This window comes from Bacillus sp. AFS029533 (assembly GCF_002585125.1).
Lineage (GTDB): Bacteria > Bacillota > Bacilli > Bacillales > Bacillaceae_G > Gottfriedia > Gottfriedia luciferensis_B.
Window position 1 is genome coordinate 1 of sequence record NZ_NUQC01000073.1, and the last position, 20,988, is coordinate 20,988.

Annotated in this window: 24 protein-coding genes and 1 pseudogene; 21 read left to right on the plus strand and 4 right to left on the minus strand. The window is 30.8% G+C overall.

Features of this window, described 5'->3' with window-relative positions; translation table 11 throughout:
• The 5 genes and pseudogenes from COE53_RS23320 to COE53_RS23335 all read left to right on the plus strand — a co-directional run.
• Positions 1 to 415 (plus strand): annotated as a pseudogene (locus COE53_RS23320) (lysine 2,3-aminomutase); the annotation flags it as partial.
• On the plus strand, positions 408 to 698 hold the full coding sequence (locus tag COE53_RS23325) for a YokU family protein (protein ID WP_091021129.1): 291 nt from the start codon (positions 408 to 410) through the stop codon (positions 696 to 698). The pseudogene COE53_RS23320 and the gene COE53_RS23325, both read left to right, overlap by 8 nt.
• A gap of 112 nt (positions 699 to 810) precedes the next feature.
• Positions 811 to 1,029 carry a YozE family protein gene (locus tag COE53_RS23330; protein ID WP_025671848.1) on the plus strand — a complete coding sequence of 73 codons (219 nt, stop codon included), beginning with the start codon at positions 811 to 813 and terminating at the stop codon, positions 1,027 to 1,029.
• A gap of 232 nt (positions 1,030 to 1,261) precedes the next feature.
• Positions 1,262 to 1,417: a hypothetical protein gene (locus COE53_RS24175; protein ID WP_175495533.1), complete on the plus strand. Its 156-nt coding sequence runs from the start codon at positions 1,262 to 1,264 to the stop codon at positions 1,415 to 1,417.
• Entirely contained in the window at positions 1,411 to 2,880 is a 1,470-nt protein-coding gene (locus COE53_RS23335; RefSeq protein WP_098948786.1) for a recombinase family protein, read from the plus strand. Before COE53_RS24175 ends, COE53_RS23335 begins: the two co-directional genes overlap by 7 nt.
• Positions 2,881 to 3,020: 140 nt before the next feature.
• Here the strand turns inward: COE53_RS23335 and COE53_RS23340 are convergent, their stop codons facing one another.
• Both COE53_RS23340 and COE53_RS23345 read right to left on the minus strand, forming a co-directional pair.
• Positions 3,021 to 3,632 (minus strand): hypothetical protein, encoded by a 612-nt coding sequence (locus COE53_RS23340; protein WP_069032030.1) that lies wholly within the window; start codon positions 3,630 to 3,632, stop codon positions 3,021 to 3,023.
• 156 nt (positions 3,633 to 3,788) lie between these two features.
• Positions 3,789 to 4,571, minus strand: a complete 783-nt coding sequence (locus COE53_RS23345) for an alpha/beta fold hydrolase (protein WP_069032031.1) — start codon at positions 4,569 to 4,571, stop codon at positions 3,789 to 3,791.
• A gap of 159 nt (positions 4,572 to 4,730) precedes the next feature.
• Between COE53_RS23345 and phaQ the strand changes: the two genes are divergently transcribed.
• The 4 genes from phaQ to COE53_RS23360 all read left to right on the plus strand — a co-directional run bounded on the left by phaQ (position 4,731) and on the right by COE53_RS23360 (position 6,695).
• The gene (phaQ, locus tag COE53_RS23350; protein ID WP_069032032.1) at positions 4,731 to 5,153 is read left to right on the plus strand and encodes a poly-beta-hydroxybutyrate-responsive repressor; all 423 of its coding nucleotides are present in this window, start codon (positions 4,731 to 4,733) and stop codon (positions 5,151 to 5,153) included.
• On the plus strand, positions 5,150 to 5,725 hold the full coding sequence (locus COE53_RS23355; protein ID WP_069032033.1) for a hypothetical protein: 576 nt from the start codon (positions 5,150 to 5,152) through the stop codon (positions 5,723 to 5,725). The genes phaQ and COE53_RS23355 overlap by 4 nt, the downstream gene beginning before the upstream one ends.
• A gap of 198 nt (positions 5,726 to 5,923) precedes the next feature.
• Positions 5,924 to 6,055, plus strand: a complete 132-nt coding sequence (locus COE53_RS24460; RefSeq protein ID WP_286162620.1) for a hypothetical protein — start codon at positions 5,924 to 5,926, stop codon at positions 6,053 to 6,055.
• A gap of 64 nt (positions 6,056 to 6,119) precedes the next feature.
• Positions 6,120 to 6,695 carry a hypothetical protein gene (locus COE53_RS23360; RefSeq protein ID WP_069032034.1) on the plus strand — a complete coding sequence of 192 codons (576 nt, stop codon included), beginning with the start codon at positions 6,120 to 6,122 and terminating at the stop codon, positions 6,693 to 6,695.
• Between the two features lie 13 nt (positions 6,696 to 6,708).
• Here COE53_RS23360 and COE53_RS24180 read toward each other — a convergent pair whose 3' ends face one another.
• On the minus strand, positions 6,709 to 6,864 hold the full coding sequence (locus tag COE53_RS24180) for a hypothetical protein (RefSeq protein ID WP_175403429.1): 156 nt from the start codon (positions 6,862 to 6,864) through the stop codon (positions 6,709 to 6,711).
• A gap of 154 nt (positions 6,865 to 7,018) precedes the next feature.
• Between COE53_RS24180 and COE53_RS23365 the strand changes: the two genes are divergently transcribed.
• Together COE53_RS23365 and COE53_RS23370 are read left to right on the plus strand one after the other, a co-directional pair.
• Positions 7,019 to 7,195, plus strand: coding sequence for a YozD family protein (locus tag COE53_RS23365; protein WP_069032035.1), 177 nt, complete (start codon positions 7,019 to 7,021; stop codon positions 7,193 to 7,195).
• Between the two features lie 99 nt (positions 7,196 to 7,294).
• Positions 7,295 to 7,918, plus strand: coding sequence for a phosphatase PAP2 family protein (locus COE53_RS23370; protein WP_098948787.1), 624 nt, complete (start codon positions 7,295 to 7,297; stop codon positions 7,916 to 7,918).
• 260 nt (positions 7,919 to 8,178) lie between these two features.
• Here COE53_RS23370 and COE53_RS23375 read toward each other — a convergent pair whose 3' ends face one another.
• A complete protein-coding gene (locus COE53_RS23375) occupies positions 8,179 to 8,496 on the minus strand; it encodes a thioredoxin family protein (protein WP_091021134.1) in 318 nt (105 codons plus the stop codon).
• A 202-nt stretch (positions 8,497 to 8,698) separates the two neighbouring features.
• Between COE53_RS23375 and COE53_RS23380 the strand changes: the two genes are divergently transcribed.
• The 10 genes from COE53_RS23380 to COE53_RS23425 all read left to right on the plus strand — a co-directional run bounded on the left by COE53_RS23380 (position 8,699) and on the right by COE53_RS23425 (position 20,721).
• Positions 8,699 to 9,853 (plus strand): exonuclease SbcCD subunit D, encoded by a 1,155-nt coding sequence (locus COE53_RS23380; RefSeq protein WP_098948788.1) that lies wholly within the window; start codon positions 8,699 to 8,701, stop codon positions 9,851 to 9,853.
• Between the two features lie 2 nt (positions 9,854 to 9,855).
• Entirely contained in the window at positions 9,856 to 12,936 is a 3,081-nt protein-coding gene (locus COE53_RS23385) for an AAA family ATPase (RefSeq protein ID WP_098948789.1), read from the plus strand.
• A gap of 305 nt (positions 12,937 to 13,241) precedes the next feature.
• The gene (locus COE53_RS23390; RefSeq protein ID WP_069032040.1) at positions 13,242 to 14,051 is read left to right on the plus strand and encodes a basic amino acid ABC transporter substrate-binding protein; all 810 of its coding nucleotides are present in this window, start codon (positions 13,242 to 13,244) and stop codon (positions 14,049 to 14,051) included.
• Between the two features lie 63 nt (positions 14,052 to 14,114).
• Positions 14,115 to 14,771, plus strand: coding sequence for an amino acid ABC transporter permease (locus tag COE53_RS23395; protein ID WP_069032041.1), 657 nt, complete (start codon positions 14,115 to 14,117; stop codon positions 14,769 to 14,771).
• Positions 14,768 to 15,490 (plus strand): amino acid ABC transporter ATP-binding protein, encoded by a 723-nt coding sequence (locus COE53_RS23400; RefSeq protein ID WP_091021137.1) that lies wholly within the window; start codon positions 14,768 to 14,770, stop codon positions 15,488 to 15,490. Before COE53_RS23395 ends, COE53_RS23400 begins: the two co-directional genes overlap by 4 nt.
• A gap of 570 nt (positions 15,491 to 16,060) precedes the next feature.
• The gene (locus COE53_RS23405; protein WP_098948790.1) at positions 16,061 to 16,990 is read left to right on the plus strand and encodes a D-2-hydroxyacid dehydrogenase; all 930 of its coding nucleotides are present in this window, start codon (positions 16,061 to 16,063) and stop codon (positions 16,988 to 16,990) included.
• Positions 16,991 to 17,249: 259 nt separating this feature from the next.
• Positions 17,250 to 17,561, plus strand: coding sequence for an MTH1187 family thiamine-binding protein (locus COE53_RS23410; protein WP_069032044.1), 312 nt, complete (start codon positions 17,250 to 17,252; stop codon positions 17,559 to 17,561).
• A 174-nt stretch (positions 17,562 to 17,735) separates the two neighbouring features.
• Complete coding sequence (locus tag COE53_RS23415) at positions 17,736 to 18,347, plus strand: TetR/AcrR family transcriptional regulator (protein WP_180242474.1); 612 nt, start codon at positions 17,736 to 17,738, stop codon at positions 18,345 to 18,347.
• A 240-nt stretch (positions 18,348 to 18,587) separates the two neighbouring features.
• A complete protein-coding gene (locus COE53_RS23420) occupies positions 18,588 to 19,817 on the plus strand; it encodes an MFS transporter (protein ID WP_098948792.1) in 1,230 nt (409 codons plus the stop codon).
• A gap of 16 nt (positions 19,818 to 19,833) precedes the next feature.
• Positions 19,834 to 20,721 carry a GNAT family N-acetyltransferase gene (locus COE53_RS23425; RefSeq protein WP_098948793.1) on the plus strand — a complete coding sequence of 296 codons (888 nt, stop codon included), beginning with the start codon at positions 19,834 to 19,836 and terminating at the stop codon, positions 20,719 to 20,721.
• The last annotated feature ends 267 nt before the right edge of the window (positions 20,722 to 20,988 follow it).

Below are 20,988 nucleotides of genomic sequence, written 5' to 3' on the forward strand. Positions count from 1 at the left end.
AGTACCTACTTTTGTAGTAGATGCACCAGGCGGAGGAGGTAAAATCTCACTTCAACCAAACTATATCGTCTCTCAAAGCAGTAAAAAAACCGTACTAAGGAATTTTGAGGGTGTCATCACATCTTATCCAGAGCCTGAAAACTATAAAGAGGATACCGCTGATGAGTATTTTTCACTAGTTTACCCTGATTATTTAAAGAAGGCAGCTAAGGTTGGTATTGCTAGTATCATGAATGATCAGGTGCAAAGTCTTATTCCTTCAGATTTAGAAAGAATGAAGAAGAGAGAACAATATCAAACAGATCCAACACATAGTTCATTAAAAAATAAACGAGAAAAAAGGGATGAACTAAAAGAGAAAAAGTTTCAATCACAAATTCAAAAAATGGATGGAAGTGTAAAGAAAGATGAATAATACTTTAAAATGTGATTGGTGCGGTGAGGAGAATGTACAGGAAACAAAAGCAGTAGTACATTGGGAATTACCGGATGGTTCCCGAGCAATCACAATTACAGGAGTACCATCATTTCATTGTGATCAGTGTAAATTTACCTATCAAAAAGAAGAGATGGTCAAATCAATAGAGGATCAGTTATTTCTCATTTCAACAAAATTACTTCCAGTTTCAGTTACATTTGATGAATTAATGAAGCAACCGAGATTATTAAAAAGAAATTATTTTGACTTCTCGTCATAGAACGAGTATTTTTAAAATATAAAATAAATCTGTTATAGTATTAAGCATATTCAAAAAGTAGTAATATTTTTAGAAAAACAGACAAAATAAATAATTAAACTGAGGGAGAATCATGAGAAAGTCATTTTACCATTATATGATGAAGCATAGAAACTATAAAATTCCTAATGAAATTGGAATATTGGCAGATCATCTTTTTAATGATCACTCATTTCCAAAACATTCTTCAAGCTATGACGAAATTAGCTCGTATTTAGAGTTTGATGGAACTTTCCATCAATCGATGAGCGTTTTTGATGAAGCATGGAACTTATATTTAGAAGATCAATAAGATGTGGCTTAGTTTAACTAAGTTGCATCTTTTTTTTATTGAACACTTTTACAGGATATCCCATTAATTTATTGATTCTACCATTTTTGAAACTAGCTATTATATTCTTACCTACAAAATAGGCTAATCCCTTTTTTTATTTACTATGAAAATGACAGACAATTATCTATCGGTTGCATAGTATACAGTAAAAACGAATTAGTCACGACGTATGGAGAAGGAGGTAAGAAGTATGACAAAGAAAAAACAACCAAAATATAACGTAGATGATATTGTCGTGATTACGTTATATGGTACTGTCGGTAAGATAACAAATATAAACTTTCTATTTTTATTGGGAATTCATCACTTACGTAAAATGCTTAATGCTAAGGTGATTATATGTTAGCAGCTATCTATCTCAGACTGTCAAGAAATGAAGAGCAAAAAGATGTAGATGAAGTTTTACTTAATCATAAAAACGCTTTGATTAAGCTTGCTAATCAACATAATTTAAACTATATCATTTATCAGGAAATTTCGAGTGGTGTAAATACGGATCGTGAGCAATTAAATTTATTGCTTAAGAAAATACATGAATTTGATTATTTGATCATTATGGATATAGATCGTCTTTCACGTGATAATGCACATGCTGAACAAATCAAGCAAGTATTAATCTTAAATGATATTAAAATATTAACCCCACAAGGTAAAATAGATTTATCCCAGGAAACAAATGAAATGTTATTTTCGTTTCAGGCTGTATTGGCTAATTTTGAATATAAGCAGATAAAAAAGCGGTTATCAAGAGGGAGATTAGCAGCAGCGGAGCAAGGAAAATGGGTAATGAGTAATAAAACCCCACTTGGATATCGAAAAAATTCGGAAAAAAAATTAGAAATCATCGAAGAGGAAGCAAAGATCATTCGACTAATATTCGATAAATCGTTTGAACGAGTTTCAGTCAATGAAATAGCACGGCAATTAAATAGGTTAAATTGGAGGAGTAGACAAGGTAAAATCCTTACTACATCACATATTAGCCAATTACGTACGAATCCTGTATATTATGGAGCCATACAGGCTAGAAGACGTATTCATAATAAAATTATAGATGAGGTTTTTATTGAAGATGCACATGAGGCAATCATAACAAAGGAGCAATTCTTTGCGGTTCAAACGATATTAGAAAATAATAAAAATGTTTATTTTCAAAACCGAAAAGAGGTACGTAGGTTACAAAATTTAATATACTGCAATTGCTGTGGGCGGAAGCGATATATTCAAAAAGATAATTCAAAAATTGATTTTATAAAATCATGTTCAAATAAAATATCAAATAATCAGTGTAAAGATCGTGGCTATAAATATCAATTGGTTGAAGAATTTGTTTTAAAAAGTATAAAAGAAAAAAAATTAGAGCTAGAGAACGCGCTAAAAATGCTAGATTCTCAGAAAACAATCGAACTAGAACAAAGATTAAAGACTGAACTCGTCTCATTAATCAAACAAAAGGATAAAATTGAAAAAAGACAAAATAACGTTAGAGAAATGAGGATGGATAGAGAAATTACTAAAAAGGAATATGAAGAACTAAAAAATGAACTAATTGGTCAAATGAATCAAATGAATGAGCAAATTGAACTCTATCAGATCCAAATAGAGAATGTAAGAAATGAAAAAGATGAGAGTCAAAAAATAGAGAAAATCATTGAAACGCTAGACAATTTAGAAGTAATCGATCCTGAAATATGTAATCAATTTTTAAAGACTTTTATTAATAAAATATATTTTAGTAGCAATATGGATTCAAGTCATGATACGACTCGAAGTAAGGAAATTGCCACTATTAAAATAGAATGGTTCTAATGCAGCGATGATCATTCCATGAAACGAGAAAACTCACATTGCACAACTATTTTCTGTTTTGAGAATTTTAAAGTTAAAAAAAAGTTCAGTTTCATCTCCGAAAGATAGAACTGAACTTTTTTGTATGCAATTTTAAACATTTATCTGTTATTGATCAATCGAACTAATTCATTAAAATATTTTTCAGCTTCCTTAGTACTTCTTGCACATTTTAGCCTTTTCATTAAAATATTGTAATGAAAATCTACTTCTTCATTAGTATTGTCATTTTCATTATTTAGATCTATTGCATCAACAACACCAGTATCTGTTTGATGCACATTTCCCGTGTTATTCGAAGGGGCACTTGTCTTTTTGTTCTCATTTTTCTCTTTCTCCATTTCTTCAAGCGTTGAACTAAAATCAATGATTTTGTTATTAACGTTTTTATCAACCAATCTTTCTAAATAAGCACCGCCACTAACTCCACAAATAAAAGCATAGATGATAATCGATACAGGAGTTTGATCATTTGTCGTTAGTACAGCAATAAGGTATGATATACACCCTGCCATTGCTCCAAGAATTATTTCACGCTTAGAACCAAGTGAATATCTTTCTCTACCATCAGAATCTTTAAACCGATAACTTCTAATGTAGCCCTCATTAGCTAATAGTATATTGGCATAACCACCGATTGCACCAATTAATATTGATAGAAAGGTCAGAAATAAATCATTAGATGATAATGTATCTAGCCAATTCTCGTACATATTCGTACCCTCCCGTTTTTGTTAAACTATATGGAGGATTTTTTTAGAATAGTACACTTAGATGCAATACGTTGATTAAGCTTATTTTTTAGGTATTTATAAAAAACTCTATCAACAAGCTGGAAATAGGTTGCTAATGTTTGTTAGAAATTAATTTTAAATCTTAACGGGTTCATGTTTATTTAAAAAAGAGCTGATCGTGTGATTAAATTTTTCTGCAGCTTCCATTTTGGTTACATGGCCAGTATTTTTGAAAATAACTAATTTTGAATTCGGGATACTTTTATGCATTACTAATTGGAGCCATACTGGCGTAATCGGATCATACTGACCACCAATAATAAGCGTTGGTACCTTTATATTTGGTAACAATTCTCTATTATCAACCTTAAAACATGCTCTCATTGACCTGTCAAATCCTTCTGGGTTTGGGCGATAATATTGTTTAAATTGTTGTAATGACTCTTTTTCCCATGAAAAAAGGCATGTTCTTGCTGTCATTTCTATTATCTGCTGGGGTGTGAAAATTTTTGAACGAAGCTCCTTATAATGAATAAACCATAAACCTAGTAGTCTTGGAGCAAAATGAAATGTACTAACTAGGATTAAAGAGCGACATCGTTTAGGTGCTTGACGGTACATCTCTTGTGCAACAGTCCCACCCATAGATAGGCCTAAAATATGCGCACTTTCAATTCCTAACTCATCCATTAAATCAAGTACATCTTTTGCGAAATTCTTAATTGAGATGCCTTCAGTTAAATCATTTTCTCCATGGCCACGCAAATCAGGAATAATTAAATCGAACTCATTCGCTAGTTCATATTGTTTAAACCAACTTTCTTTTACTTCTCCAAGACCATGAATTAATACGAGAGGTTCTCCAGTACCTAACCGATCATAATACAGTTTGATACTTTCGGTTTTTATAACGTACAACTTTATCACTCCTTTGTATTTTTTTACTAAAATATTTAACGAATAAACGCTATGTTTGAAGTTTTTTGAAAATTTATAATAAATTATATTTACTGTATTGACGCTATATTCATATATGTGTAAAATACACCTATTAGATTTTTTATAGAGGTGTTACCAATGAACAATGAGAAAGATAAAAATATTACTCCTTCGAAAAATTTTATTATGCCTTTTATTCTTCTACTTCTTAGTCGGATGACACTTCATGGCTATGATTTAATTCAAAAGCTCCAAGCATTCGGGTTTCAAACACTTGACCAAGGAAATTTATATCGATTATTAAGACAACTAGAAAAAGAAAATCTTGTACAATCGGAGTGGGATACAAAAGGAAGCGGACCTGCTAAGCGCTGTTATTCAATTACAGAAGCTGGGAAGGCATACTTAACAAGTAATGCAAGACAACTTGAACTTTATCAATCAATGCTTGATCAATTTTTCAAAATGTATACTAGTTTTCTTGAGCTCTACATTCCTCCATTTCAAAGAGAGGATAAAATAGAGAAAAATTCGAATCCAAAAGAGGAGGAAGAAGTTTGACGACACAGAAAGCTTCAAAACCAAAGGCAGAAGGTCAAAAAATTAAAGACGAGAAAGTAGAAAAATATTTTATGGATCCTTTTTTTAATACGCTCTGGGATCAATACGAAAGTAGTTTGACATACATAAGAGACAGTAGAGTACAAAGGTTAGATTCGTTTATAAAAGTGTTAAAAGAAACAAGGAAATTTAATGAGGAATATCGTAATGCAGTTAATGGTTTATTTGATGAAATAAAGTACTTTAATAATCATATAAAAGAAAATACATCAAGAATTAAATTTGCAAAAACTGATGAATCAGTTCAATCAAGTGTTAATCTATTTGAAGAAACGGTAAATAAATTTGGTGAGTTTTTATCTACTCCGTTCAAAGCTTCAGTTGAGTTAATTGAAAGGGTAGAAGAGCAATATGAACAAACTGGAAAATACTACATAGAGAGTTTAAAGGAAAGAGATCTAGTATGGTCATCATTAAATGAACATTACTTGCAATCTTTAAGAGCAGTACATACAAACTTTAACCATCGTATTGAGGATAGCTTTAATATGTTTACATCTGTTAATAAATAAGTAAAACTGAAATTAGCTAATCATAAAAAGGGTGAAAATCAAGTTTTTTGCCTTTTGTTTTCACGCTGAAACAACTCATTTAATTTAGGAGGGTTGTTTTTTTTATGCCTTATCTATTTTTCTTATATACGACTACAATACCTACTTTCGTGAACTATAGACTAGACCTTTGAATAGTCTATAGAGGGGTGTTTCTTCATGGGTCAGTTTAAATATGAAGAAATTGGAACGTTAAATGCAAAACTTGCTGCAGAAGCATTACTAAAATTAACTTTAAAAATAAAAAACGAGGATATAAAAATAAAAACACCTAATAAGCCACTCACTTAAACTTGAGTGGTATTTTTTTGTCTCAATAGCCAATAAAAATAGAAAGTTAATAAATATTAAACTGATGGACGGCGTTTTTGTTTATGAAGTCAATAATCATGACGGACTTTATGTTGAGAATACTCTTCAGCTTCTCAACGAATATGATGGGAAAAAACTTGAAAAAGAATGGATAGAAGTAAATTATTCATTTTCTTTCGGAGATCTAGTTCAAGTCAATGGCTATGAAAAAGAAATATTTCGAATTGTGGGGTACCGTACAGAGGTTTGGCGATATAAAAATGACGCATGGGAAGATACAATTTACGAATTAGCGCGTATTACTGATGGAGAATGGTTAGAAGCCGATGAAACAGATTTAACCTTAATTGCATCAGCACAAACTGCAAATGCAATTCTAAAAAAACTAAGAAATGATAAAAATGGCATTACAAAATTAGACTTAGAAAAACTTCGCTCAATGAATGATTTTAATAAAAACAGAAATAAAACAACAAAACAAGAAATAATTGATGGATTATTAGATATATATAATGATTACGCAGTTTTATATTCAATCTTCCAAGACGAAGAATATAAAATTGTGATGGATCTAGTGCTTAAAAATTTAAATAAATTCTCAGAGAAGAAAACAAATTGAGAGAGAGGATATTCTACAATAATTGTAGAATTATATGAATCATAAAAGGTATGCCTATCCCTATTAAAATAAAAAATGCAATTGTCGTCAGTTTTTCAACAGCTTCTTCAAACAGTTCATCATTAACCATAATTTCTTTTAAATTAGCTAGCTTGTCCATTTTTATCATTGGAATCTCGCTCCTTTAACATGTTTTAATTGAATATATGCTTGTCAATGTTGTATTATGCTAAAGGTTACATATTAATATTTTTTTTGTGCTTGGTAAGGTTTTTTTCATATTTTCTCATTTTTCACATATTAACTAGTAAGGGGTGATGCTAGTGAAAGAAATTGAGGTAGTTATTGATACGGAAGAAATAGCAGAATTTTTCTATCAACAGCTCATTCAGCGGGGTTATGTTCCTGAGGAAGAAGAAATTGAGGAACTAGCGGATATTACTTTTGAGTACTTACTGGAAAAATGTATGATTGATGAAATTGATGAGGAAGAAGAATAGTCATGAAAGTGGCGACGGGAGCTCTCGTCGTTTTTCTTTTGTGTATCCAAAGTACAAGCAATTAAGATGCAATAACTGGATTTTATTTTGGAGGAATTTATGAAAAAAAATAATTGGATACTAATTTTTACTTCTATTTTTCTATTTGTTATTTTAGGACTAATCTATGATTCAAAAATGATTCGGAGTTTGGACAATTCAGCGTTTAAATTCTTTGAATTTATTCGAACAGACGCACTAGATTCATTTTGTTATTTTTTAAGAGATTTTGGTTCTTCAAAAATGTATTTAACATTTGCAGTTATTGTTTTAGTTTATTCAATTATCCGTAAGCGCATTTGGACTGGTTTATCGTTAATTATTACATTATTAACAGCTAGAGTGGTTGTTTCATTTTTAAAAGATCTATATGAAAGACCACGACCAAGTTCAATGTACTATGTGGAAGGTGGATTTAGTTTCCCGAGTGGTCATGCAGTTATGGCAACATCCTTCTTTTTAACATTAGGATTTATTTTAATTGTCATCCAACCTGAAATGATGAAACATAAAAAAATGATTCAATTTATTGTTCTTTTAATGATATTTTTAATATCAATGAGTAGAATTTACCTACATGTACACCATTTCTCTGATATTATTGCTGGCTGGTTAGTAGGATATGCATGGTATAGTATTTGTAAAAATGTATTTATTAATTTACATGAAAGAAAACAGCTTTAATTGAATATGAAAAAATCACACCTATAATTGAAATGATATAGGTGTTTCTTTTTGTTTCTGATTTGTGACTTAAGAAAATTGAACAACATCTTCAATGAAATTATAAATCAAGTCCAAATTGCCAATAAATGGCCAGGAAAAAAGAACAGCATAAAAGGGTAATAATGCATACGAAAAACCACAAGGTTCAATCACCTTGTGGTTTAATTTATTTTATTTAGATATTAGGGATAATCCCAGTCTGATTAACTTACTTGATGTTATTCAAAAGTTGATAAAAATTCTTCAACTGATTCTGGCGTTTTTGCATTTGCGCTATGTAAATGTCCAATTTTTTCGCCTTCTTTAAATACAAGTAAACTCGGAATTCCCATTACTTGTTGTTCACTAGCGATTTCTGGAAATTCGTCGCGATCCATTGTGTACCAAGTAAATGATGGGTGCTCTTCAATTACGTCTCCGATAAAAGCATCTAAACGTGTACAATCAGGACACCAAGTTGCATAAAACTTCACCACGATTGGCTTTTCACTTTTAATTATTTCCTCGTATTTTTTTACATCTTCTATTTTTTCCATAATTGCCTCCTAAAGCTATGATAGGTTTATTTTGAATCATATTAATTAGTATTTCAATTATTTTAACTTAATAATTCATTTTTAAAATTAATGTGATTAAAAAGCATACAAACGTTCGTATGTTGATGTAAAATATAAGATAGAAAAGTTGTTCTATAAATTTAGTAACAATGAAAGTAAATAAAATGATGAGGTGTATTTAATGAAGTTTATTCATACAGCAGATTGGCACCTTGGTAAAATTGTACATGGTGTACATATGACAGAAGACCAACGATTTATATTAGATGAATTCATTTCAATAATTAAAGAAGAAAAGCCAGATGCTGTTGTTATAGCAGGCGATTTATATGATAAAAGTATATCTCCAACTGAGGCGATTGAACTATTAAATGAAGTATTCCATAAAATTGTAATTGAATGTAATACGCCCATTCTTGCGATTTCTGGAAATCATGATAGCGCTGAACGAATTGAATTTGGTAGCCGTTTTATGGAAAAAGAAGGCTTATATTTAGTAGGGAAATTTCAAACCCCATTTAAGAAAGTTATTTTAAATGATGATGAAGGTGAAGTTCATTTTTATTTAATTCCGTATGCAGAACCAAGTATTGTACGTTATATTTTACAAAACGATGATATTCATTCACATGATGACGCGATGAAAGCAATCATAAATAAAATAAGAGATGAAGTATTAGATTCATCAGTACGAAATGTATTTGTTGGACATGCATTCGTAACAAATAATGGGGAGCCTTCAGATGAAGAGACAGAGGGTGAACGAACACTCTCTATTGGTGGAGCTGAATACGTATCACATCATAATTTTAAACATTTTAACTATACGGCCCTAGGACATTTACATCGGGCACATTTTGTAGGAAATCAATCAATTCGATATTCAGGGTCACCTTTAAAGTACTCAATTTCTGAAGAAAACCATAAAAAAGGCTGCTTAATTGTTGATTTAAAAGCTAACGGTGAGCTATCAGTCGTTAAGAAAGATTTTCATCCAAAACGAGATTTAAGATCGATCGAAGGAACGATTGAGGAAATTAGACAGCATTCTGTAAATGATGATTATGTATTTGTAAAATTAACTGATGAGCATATGGTCGTACATCCGATGGAGCAAATTAGAACAGTTTATCCAAATGCAATGCATGTTAGTCGAAAGCGAACGACATTACAAACAGATAAAACAAATCAACTGAGTTTAGTGGAAAAACAATCAAAAAATCAACTTGAGTTGTTCCAATCTTTTTATAAAGAAATGAAAAATGAAGATTTAAAAATTGAAGATGAACAATATATGAAAGAGATTATTCAAGAAATCTTTGTAAGGGAGGAATAGATTTGAAGCCATTAAAAGTAGTACTTCATGCATTTGGACCTTACAAGGATAAGGTACATGTTGACTTTAGTCGACTAAACGAAAAAGGACTATTTGCAATAACTGGTCCAACCGGTGCAGGTAAAACAACAATATTTGATGGAATTTGTTTTGCTCTTTTTGGAGAAGCGAGCGGTGAAAATAGGAATGACCAAACATTGCTTCGAAGTCATTTTGCTGATGATGATCTATATACTAGTGTTGAATTGACATTTGAATTAAAAGGAAATCATTATAATATTTTTAGACAAAAAGGCCATCAAAAGAAACAAAATAAAGGTATTACTGGCGATAAAATCGAGTTTTATAAAATTGAGGATGAGGAAAAAGTACCTTATTGTCAGGAATTTAATAAAACTTCAATCGTTAATAAGAAAGTAGAAGAATTATTAGGGATTAATGCAGATCAATTCAAACAAATCGTATTACTTCCTCAAGGTGAATTTAGAAAATTATTAGTTTCAGATACTAAAGAAAAGGAAGAAATTTTACGAAAAATTTTCAGAACTGAACTATTTGAAAAAGTAACTGAAACTCTCAATTTAGCTCGAAAGAACATGGAAAGTAAATTTACTAATTTAAAGCAGAAAATCGTTATTAAATTAGAAGTAATTGAAAAATTGCTAAGTGAAAAAGGAATTGAAGTTGCCGACGATTCTCAAATTAATCTTCATATTGTTAATGAGATTTTGACTGAACATATCGTAAGTATAATTGAGGATTTAAAAAGACTTGAAGAAAATGAGAAAATACAAAAATCACAATTAGAAGTTAGCCAGCAAAAGCTTTTTTCAGCTGAAGCTCATAATAAAAATATTGATCGATTACAAGAAGTAATTGAATTATTAACAATGTTAAAAGGTCAAGAGTTAGAAATAGAAGATAAAAAAGTAAAAATAAAATTGGCTACAAATGCTGAAAAAGTATTGCCTGTAAAAACTGAACTTGAGAAATTAAAAAATTCACTGCAAGTAACGAACGATAAATTATTAATTGAAATAGAAAGTTTAAAAGAAACACTCATTAAAATTGAAAAAATATCTGCAGAAGTCGCTACATTACCTGAAGAGCAAAAAAAATTAGGTAGCTTAGAAAGCCAATTGAGTAATTTATTAGCGTTAAAAGAAGATGTAGAACAATTTCAAAATCATAAAGTAGCGTTTCTTACTAAGTCTAAACAGATTCTATTAATCGAAAATGAAGAAAAAACATTACAAGATGGTTTAAAGAAAGAGAACGAAGAATTAAATCAATTAAAACAGCAACTAAATGATTTAGATGGTGTTCATGATCAATGGGCGAAACTCTCCTTATTAAACAAGGAAATCTCATTAAAAGGTGGGTTTGCTAAACGAATCTTTTTTGCCAAAAAAGAATTAGAGCAAAAACGAAATGAATATCAAACAAAAAATTTAGATCATTTTAAGCTAAAAGAAGAATTGGACAGAATCGAAAATGAAATGCATCAGCAAAAAGCCGCTTTTTTAGCGAAAGATTTAAAGGATCAACAGCAATGTCCAGTTTGTGGAAGCACTCATCACCCATCACTTGCTAAATTTAATGGGACAGTTAATGAAGAAGAAGCAGAAAAATTGAAAATGCAAGTAAATCAATTCCAGACGGAACTAGCAACAATTCAGGGGGAAATTAAAAGTAAAGAAAACTCATTAAAAATTGATGAACAATCATTTTTTGAAGAGCATGGTCAATTTGATTTTACAAATGAAGGTCTTAAAACTCTTGCTAATGAGTTTAATGAAAATGAATCAAACTTAAAAAATCTGACTGAGAAAAAAGCTGTTTTCGAAAAGATTAATCATGTAATAAAAACAAAAGAACAATTAGTTAAGGATTTAACCGTAAAAGTTACTGAGAAGACTGAGGCAATGAATAAGTTTACGATTGAATTAAATGAATTAAAAATTCTGATCGTACAAATTGAATCAAAATTACCTGAATCTTTAAGAACTCTTGAGAAATGGCAATTGGAAAAAAATGAAATTGAAAAAAATATAGCAATATTAAAAGCTAAAATTTCAAAGATTGAAGAAGAATATAGGATCCTAACTGAACAGAAGACGGTAAAAGAGACTACGCGCACTCATCTTGAGAAAGAAGTTTTAAATTTAAATGAAGAAATTCGAACAACAACAATTCTTTATCATGAAAAAATAGCTGAGTACGAGTTTAATGGAGAATCTGAGTTTATAACTGCAATTGATTATATACAAATGATTGAGCAATATCGAAATGATTTATCTATGTTCGAAGAGAATCGTCAAAGATTAAGTACTGAAAAAGAGCTGCTTGAAAAACAAGTCCAATCGATGGAAAAAGTTGATGTAAGTGAACTTAAAATGAAGGTACAAGAAATTACTCAGCATTTAGACGCTATCGTAAATGAGATGATTCGTATTCAAGAATTAAATAAGCGTTTAAGTCAATTGAAAATTGACCTGCAAATCTATCAAGAGGATTTTGTAAAAACTGAACAAAAATTAGCAGGTTTAACAGATTTATATAAAGTTACAAAAGGCGATAATGATAAAATGATATCGTTTGAGCGATATGTCTTATTGGATTACTTTGAACAAATTATTGAATCGGCAAATATCCGACTTGATCATTTATCAAATGGCCAATTTCAATTGCAACGAAAAGATGCAGTTGAAAAAGGAAGGAAACAAAGTGGCTTAGGATTGGAAGTATATGATTCCTATACAGGTCTGGCTAGGGATGTAAAAACTTTATCTGGTGGAGAGCAGTTTAATGCATCACTTTGTTTAGCATTAGGTATGGCAGATATTATTCAAGCACATAAGGGTGGCGTATCAATTGATACGTTGTTCATAGATGAGGGATTTGGATCGCTAGATGATGAATTATTATCAAAAGCAATTGATACACTTATTCAACTTCAAAAATCTGGCCGTTTAATAGGGGTTATTTCTCATGTGCAAGATGTAAAGGATGCAATGCCTGCAGTAATTGAAGTTCATAAAACGAACAAAGGATATTCAGAGTTATCAATTTTAATTAAATAAAGAGATAAGAGAGCCGGAAACTAAGCGAATGTTTCCGGTTTTTTATTTTTACTAAAAAGATTTCGACTAGAATTTTTTGAATGAAATATATTTATCTATAAATACATTAATAATATAAAACCTTATTTTAATAATCCTTTCAATTAATCTGTTTAATGGAGGGAATTGGCAAAAAATGACATAGTATTGCATATTTAAACAAGAATAGATATAATAATTAAAAATCTAAATATATAAAATATTCAATATATTTAATCTACTCAGATATTTACTTACATAAATCAAAAATAATTGGGGGTATTAAAATGAAAAAGGTTAAAAAACTATCGTTTGCATTTGCTGTGACGACAGCTCTAATTTTATCGGGTTGTGGTAAAGATGCGAAAACAAGCGGAACAGCAGACAAACCATTACGAGTTGTTACTGATGCTGCTTATGCGCCATTTGAGTATCTTGATAATGGTAAAATAGTAGGATTTGATGTTGATTTTACAAATGCAGTTGCGAAAGAAGCTGGGGTAAAGATTAAAATTGTGAATACTGGATGGGACCCATTATTTGCTGAAATTGGTGGCAAAACTGCTGATATTGGTATGTCTTCTATTTCGATCAATGCAGATCGTGAGAAAACATATGATTTTACTACACCTTATTTTCTGTCGATTAATAAAATTCTAGTTCCAGAAGGTAGTAGTATTAAATCAGCCGCAGATTTGAAGGGGAAAGTTGTAGCAGTACAAAATGGTACAACAGGACAAGAAGCTGTTGAAAAGATGTTTGGTAAAAACAATAAAAATCTAAAAAAATTCGAAAATAACAATTTAGCAATTTTAGAGCTTCTTAGTGGAGGAGCTGATGCAGTAGTTGCGGATAATGGAGTTCTCGAAGCATATGCAAAAAATAATCCAGATAAAAAGCTAGTTGTTATTGATGATAAAAATAGCTTTGAACCTGAATACTATGGCCTATTACTTCAAGATGGAAGTAAATTAAAAGGAAAACTTGATAAAGCAATTAAAGAAGTAGTAAACAATGGTACTTATGAAAAAATTTATAAAGAGCATTTTGGATCAGAGCCAGATCTTGAAACATTAAAAGCAGAAGAAAATAAATAGGAAATTAAAAATTGCGTAACAGGTATTTGTGTTACGCAATTTTATCTAAATGGGGGAAAAGAAATGGGATTTGATTTTGGCATTATAAAAGAATACATACCGTTTTTCCTTAAAGGAACTGGATTAACAATTGGCTTATCTTTTGCAGGAATATTCTTAGGTACGATCATCGGATTATTTATTGGATTAGGTAAAATGCAATCAAATAAATGGTTAGCACTACCTTTTGTTTGGTATATCAATTTCTTTAGAGGAACACCGTTATTTGTACAAATCTTATTAATACACTTTGGGGTAGTACCGTATTTTATAGGAGAGACAAACGCAATAGCGGCCGCAATCATTGCACTATCATTAAATGCAGCAGCATATATTGCTGAAATCTTTCGTGCTGGGATTCAATCAATTGATAAAGGGCAAATGGAGGCTTCTCGTTCCTTAGGAATGACACATGTACAAGCTATGAAACATGTTATTTTACCTCAAGCTATAAAACGTATGATCCCTCCACTTGGAAATGAATTTATTGTCTTAATTAAGGAATCTTCAATTGCAGCTATTATTGCTGCACCTGAACTTATGTATTGGAGTAGAGCAATGCAGGGGCAATATTATAAAGTATGGGAGCCGTACATATCTGCTGCAGTAATCTATTTAGTCCTAACATTAACGTTAAGCTTTGTTTTAAATCGCATTGAAAGAAGGTTGACTACAGGATGATTAAAGTAGAAAAATTAAAAAAATCATTTGGTTCACTAGAAGTATTAAAAGATATCAATATTACAATTCAACCACGTGAAGTATGCGTTGTAATCGGTCCTTCTGGTTCTGGTAAATCAACCTTCCTTCGATGTTTAAATATGTTAGAAACAATAACAGCGGGTAAAGTTTATATCGAAGACGTCGATCTGACAGATAAAAAAACAAATATAAATAAAATTCGTACAGAAGTAGGCATGGTATTCCAACATTTTAATCTATTTCCACATTTAACAGTTTTAGAAAATATTACTCTAGCGCCTAAAAAAGTAAGAAACCGAGCGAATGATTCTGCTAAAACGAAAGCACTTGAACTATTAAAAAAAGTCGGGCTTTCAGATAAAGCAAATGTATATCCTGACTCACTATCTGGAGGACAAAAACAACGTGTTGCAATCGCAAGAGCACTTGCAATGGAACCAAAAATTATGTTATTCGACGAACCTACATCCGCTCTAGATCCCGAAATGGTCGGAGAAGTTTTAGAGGTTATGAAACAACTTGCTAAAGAAGGAATGACAATGGTCATTGTTACACACGAAATGGGCTTTGCTCGTGAAGTTGGTGATCGCGTAATTTTTATGGATCAAGGCTTCATAGTAGAAGAAAACAGTCCAGTACAAATATTTGATTTCCCAAAACACGAGCGCACGAAAAGTTTCTTAAGTAAAGTTTTATAAGACAGATATTAAACAGATGAGGTTTTCCTGACTTTTTAAGGGAACCTCTTTTTTTATGAAAACGTAGATTTGGTACTCAGTAATTCTTCGGGAATCGCAAATAAGGAGTACAGCTGTGCAAATAAAAGATGAAAAGTTGCAAAATAAGGACTAAATGCAATTAAATTTTGTGAATCGCAAATAAAATTGGCAGAATAACAATTAAAAATGTCAAAACAGCAATTAAAATCAGCAAAACTGCAATTAAATCCTTACGAATCGCAAATAAGATTAAAATTTACCCATACCTGTTAGGGTATTATAGGCTGGTTACTGAACAAAAGTAGATTATTTTATATGGAAATCTAGCAAATATACCCTAATTCCGCTAAATGTTGATAAAAAACTGTTCATTATGAATTGAAAGGTCCAATAGATCGTCTAAAAAGAAAAGTTTTGTAGAGATACCCCCCAATAGATTGGGTTGAAAAGGTCTCGAATCCTATTTTATTACTCGAAGTGTTTTCTTTTCATTCTTTTCGGAATATTATGCTAAAATTTATTTAGGTACAAAAAAAGGAGTGTAGGACAGTGGAAATTCAAAGAATTTTAGTGACTAGCCGAATTCATCATAAGCTTAAAGATCTAATTGAATCTGATAATCTATCAAAAGAGTTTCGTTTTTTACCAGAAGATGAAGTAACAAAAGAGGATTATGAGTGGGCTGATACATTTGTTGGTTTTCGTCCAACACCAAATTTTGAATTTGGAAACATAAAGTGGGTCCATTCATTAGCAGCGGGCGTAGATAGTTTCATGAAAATTAACTGGAAAAATGACGTGCTTTTAACGCGAACGATTGATGTTTTTGGTCCAAAAATGAGTCAATATTGCTTAAGTTACATACTCCAGGATTCACAATTACATGAGCAATTTTCAAATTTACAGAATGAAAATAAGTGGGAATTTCATATCCCAAAATCTTTAGAAGACCAAAAAGTTGTCATTTATGGCACAGGAGAAATTGGAGGACATATTGGTAAGGTTTTATCTAGCTTAGGAATGAAAGTATATGGAGTTTCTATGAGCGGTAATCAAAAACAATATTTTGAAAAAATAGTTCCATTCCAAGAAGCAACTACAATTTTAGATCATACAGATTGGATTATTAGTGTTCTTCCGTCTACGAATGAAACGAAAAATATATTAGATAAGAATACATTTAAACTGTTAAATAATGTAGGGTTTATCAATGTTGGTAGAGGAGCAACTGTATGCGAGGACTCTTTAAAGGAAGCTTTGAATAATGGAAATATTAGAAAAGCTATTTTAGATGTTTTTGCTGTTGAACCACTTCCAGCAGATTCTGAATTATGGCAAATGCCTAATGTAAAAATAACTCCACATATTTCGGCAGTTACTTTACCAAATGATGGTGTTAAGTGTTTTGTTAATACACTTTCAACATTAGAAAATAACGAGAAACTAAGAAATGTAGTGAAAATCGAAAAGGGATATTAATTATATAATGTAGAATTGGTAGTATTTTCCTGATTATTGTCAGGAGAGTAAGAGTTAAATTTTTCATTTCACATCAAGACCTTATAAATTTGCAGCTAAGAAGGGGACTCGACGGAGTTCCAAATTTAAGGAATTTAGTATAAGTGCAACTACGTCTTTTTCCTCGCCTTAAAGCTCGCCAATCGTCGAGTTTTCATTATTATCGTAAACATGTTAGGATAGACAAGTAACAAGTTGATAAAAAAGGAGAATACAAAAAATGGCAATTATTGACGTTTCAATCGTACCAATTGGCACTGAAACACCTAGTGTAAGTGCGTATGTAGCAAATATACATAAAGTTTTAGAAAAGTATAATGGCGAAGTAAAATTCCAGCTTACACCAATGAATACAATTATTGAAGGCGACTTACCGTTATTATTAAAAGTTGTACAAGAAATGCATGAGGTACCATTTGAAAATGGAATTTCAAGAGTAGCAACGACTATTCGAATTGATGATCGTCGCGATAAGAAGAGCACAATGGAAGGTAAGTTAGCTTCTGTTCAAGCAAAACTTGAACAAAACTAATTTTAACTTGATAAAGTGACTTGATAGGTTTAACGACTTATCGTCACTTTTTTTTGTGATTTGATAATAATCGCGTGATTATTTAGAATATTCTCTTGAAATTCCAAAATTTAGTTGATAAACTAAACTAATCAGTCAGTTTAAATATATTTAATGAGTAAAGGAAAGTGTTCAATGCCAAAAGTCTCAGATGATTACAAAGAACGCAAAAGAGAGAGTCTTCTTGAAAGTGCTTTAAAATGTTTTGGAGAAAAAGGATATCATACGACAACAATGGATGATATTGTTGCATATTCCAAAACGAGTAAAGGTCTAATTTATAATTATTTTAAAAGCAAGGAAGAGTTATATTTAACTTTAATGCAAGAAAGAACAGTCCAAACATTTGAAAAAATTAATCAACGATTTCAAAATATTAGTTCATCAAAAGATAAGTTAATAGAGTTATTTCAAATGTATAGTGAAATTTCTTTAACAGAAAAATGGCGAAATATGATTAGAGTTCACATGGAGTTTTGGATTAATTCAGCTAGGCATGAAAATCTACAAGCCATTATGATTGAAAGGTACAAAGATCAATATCGTTTATTTTTAAGTCATATTATTAAACAAGGAATAGCATCAGGTGAATTTAAGAAAACGATCGATCCTGATATTATTTCTAGTTTGTTTTGGGCTAATATCGATGGCATTTGCTTGCATTATTCAGTTGTAGAAGAAGATGAAATTTACAAAGCACAATTTAAAGCTGCGGAAGAAATGATTATGTCTTATATCGTCATTTAAAATTGAAATTTTGGGTAGAGAAGGAGAATACTTTCCTACCTAAAATTTAAATTCAGAAAATTTTTTATGTTAAAAATAAAGCAAACAACATACACTGTTCATAGAATAAAATAAACTTAATAGTCAGTTTTAATTAAGAGGGAGGAATTACAATGAATTCAGTCCAAATTAGAATTATTTGTTTGTCTATTTATTAATAAGGGTGTGAATTTTTAATTTTAGAAGAATGAAGGGATTATAATGGGAAAGAAAGTCTATTTTTTATATACAAAAGCGTTCTCGGATATAGGCAGTATGATGGAATTGGTCATAATGAATGCAGTGATCTACTCGATGACGAAAAGCACATCATGGCTGGCTGCGGTTTTAGCTCTTCGTGTTTGTGGTGGGATATTAACAAGTTTATTTTCTGGTGTAATTGCGGATCGATATAATCGAAGAAAGCTAATGATATTTAGCGATATTACTAGAGGAATAGGTATTCTTATCTTATGTATTTTCCCTTCACCTTTCATGTTTGCAATTGTAGCATTTATCATTGGTGCATTAGGAAGCTTTTTTTCAGTTAGTTTTAGTGCAGATTTACCTCAAATATTTGGTGAAGAAAATATTTTAAAAATAAATGCTTTTATTTCACGCCTTGGTGCAATTAGTATGGTTATTGGATTTTTAGGATCAGCATTCTTATCAACGGTTGTAGATTATCGTGTAATCATTGGAATAGATGCTCTTTCCTATTTCTTATCCGCATTTGTTCTAATCTTTTATAAATGGGAAAATACAGTTAAAAAAGGTGTAAACAATCATTGGAAACAAGTATTTATTGATTTGAAAGAAGTAAAAACATATGTGCTAATCAAACCACTATTAGTATTTGTATTCATTGTATTTCTATTTCAAACATTCTCAGCCAGCTCTCATAATGTCGGAGTACCAATATTAGCAGAAAAAATTAGCACAGAACATGCAACCTTTTACCAAGGACTTATTTGGGGAACTTGGGGTATTGGAGGAATCCTTTCGACTTGGTTAATTCCAAAGGTCTCTTGGTTAAAAAAACATTATCTATTTATGTATTACGGAACTTCAGTTTTAACATCAATCGGATTCATTTTATTTTTATCGAATCAAATTTTATGGGTTGTATTTTTCTTCGCATTTTTTACAGGCTTTTTTGATAATGCAGCAGGTACTTATTTTTCAACGATGATTCAAAAAACCGATAATTCCATAAGAGGTAGAATCTTCGGAGTCGCAAATTTGTTAAATAGAGTTGGTTTTACGATCGGTTTTGTAGCTGCATCACCATTATTATCATTTTTATCAATGCCACATCTAGTTTGGTTGTTTCATGGTAGTCTAATTATTATGATTTTATGCGTAACTAGTTACTTACTATTTAAGAAAAAAATTGCTTTTAACTATGAGCAAATTCAACAAAATGAAAATGAACTCATCATTTCTAAATAAAAAAGGACGTGTTTAGATGGAAACAAATTTGAAGAAGAATATCGATCTAGAAAAAATAAATTATGTTAGATGTAGTGAAGTAGACGTTGAATTAGCATATCAAGCATTTTCAATAGGTTTTTCAGATTATATCGTTAAATTCAATTATACTAAGGAACAGTTTGTCAATTTGTTTTTCGGTCCAGAAGGTAACAAACCTGAGCATTCTTTCGTAGCAATTTATGAAAATGAAGCGGTAGGTGTGATTTTAGGCGGTATAAAAATGTATGAAACGATTAAAACAATGCGATGTGGAACTTTAGCTATTAGTCCAGATTATAGGGGGTTAGGTGTTAGCCAAAAATTATTTGAACTGCACAAAGAAGAAGCAGAGAAAAACGGATGTAAACAATTATTCCTAGAAGTAATTGTCGGGAATGATCGTGCAATTAATTTTTATAAGAAACTCGGATTTGAAAAGATTTATGACCTTTCTTATTTTTCTAAATCAGATTTAACAATTTTACAACAAATACAATCGGATCCTAGTACAGAAATAAATAAAGTTGAATTTAAACCATTCAAAGAAACAATTTCAAAATGGGACTATCATATAAACTGGCAAAATGACATTGATTATTTAGAAAAACTAACTAATTTTAGTTACTTTCTTGCTAGAGTTAATGATGAAAATGTTGGTGCTTTAGCAGTTAATGAAAATGGTAGAATTAGCGTCCTAATAATTGATAAAGTTTACCGTAATCGAAAAATAGCAACTACCTTATTACAATTTGCGGCAAGTGAACTAAATTTAAAATCTTTCTCAACCTCAATCCCAAATAACAATAGCCTTGAAGGTTTCCTTCAGAAACTAGAATTTAAGAAAGAAAAAATAGCTCAATACGAAATGTACAAAATGATTTAAGATAAGAAGGTAAGGGTGACAGTATTCTTAGCAAAAGAATTTGTACTTTTGCCTATATGCATGGCCTTGCTCCTAAATGAGCAATTCTCCGTACATTAGATAGTATGGAGGTGATTTATAATGTATGATTATCGTCAACAAATTGAGCAACCATATTATCCATATTCAGGAATACCGCAACAAGAGGACGAAAGATTTTTCCCATTCTTCTTTCCGTTTTTATTTGGTGCAGCGGCATTTGGTCCATGGGGCTGGGGAAGACCTTGG